The following is a 705-nucleotide window of genomic DNA, read 5'->3' on the forward strand; positions in this document are numbered from 1 at the left end:
CCTGCGGGCGCGGCTCGAGCGGGCGCGCGACATGGCCCGCCTGCTCGCCCGTCAGCCGATCGACCCGGCCTCGCCGCTGCTGGCCGAGGCGGCCGACTGCGCCTGGCCCGACCTGCCGCTCTGGCAGGGCCTGGCCGCGGCGCTGGGCGGCGACGGGCCGGTCCTGTCGCGCCTGGCGCCGCGCATCCGGGGCGCGCTGCGCGACCTGCCGCCGGATCTGCGCCTCGCCTTCGTGGGCATCCTGGCCGATGCGGCCGAGGAGGACGCGGAGACGCTGCGCGGCCTGCTCGGCGCCATCCGCACCCTGGACGGGCTGCGTCCCGACCAGCGGATCCTGCGCCATGCCCTGCTGGCGCGGCTGGCCCGGCTGGAGGGCAACCGCGCGGACGAGGTGCAGCATCTGGAGCGCGCCGTGGCCGTGGAGGGCTTCGGCGCCCGCGGCCTGCCGGCGCAGCAGGCGCGGCTGCGGCTGGCGGCGCTGCGGCTCGGCCAGCCCGGCCCCGAGGCGCAGCAGGCCGAGCTGCTGTTGCAGGATGCCAGCCGCACCTACCGCTTCGATCCCTTGGGCGAGGAGGCGGCCGTGCTCTATGCCGAGCGGCTGCTGGAGCGTGGCGATATCGGCGGCGCCCTGGCGGTGGCCGATGGCGCTGGCATGGCCGCGCTGCGCCCCGGCATGGACAGCCGCGGCGCCCGGCTGGCGGCGGG

General features: G+C 78.9%; 1 protein-coding gene. It reads left to right on the forward strand.

The annotated features are described in order from the left end of the window. The coding region (locus ACVMLK_RS21225) for a hypothetical protein (RefSeq protein ID WP_457487566.1) at positions 1-705 on the forward strand (705 nt) is incomplete at both ends.

This window comes from Teichococcus aerofrigidensis (assembly GCF_054073225.1).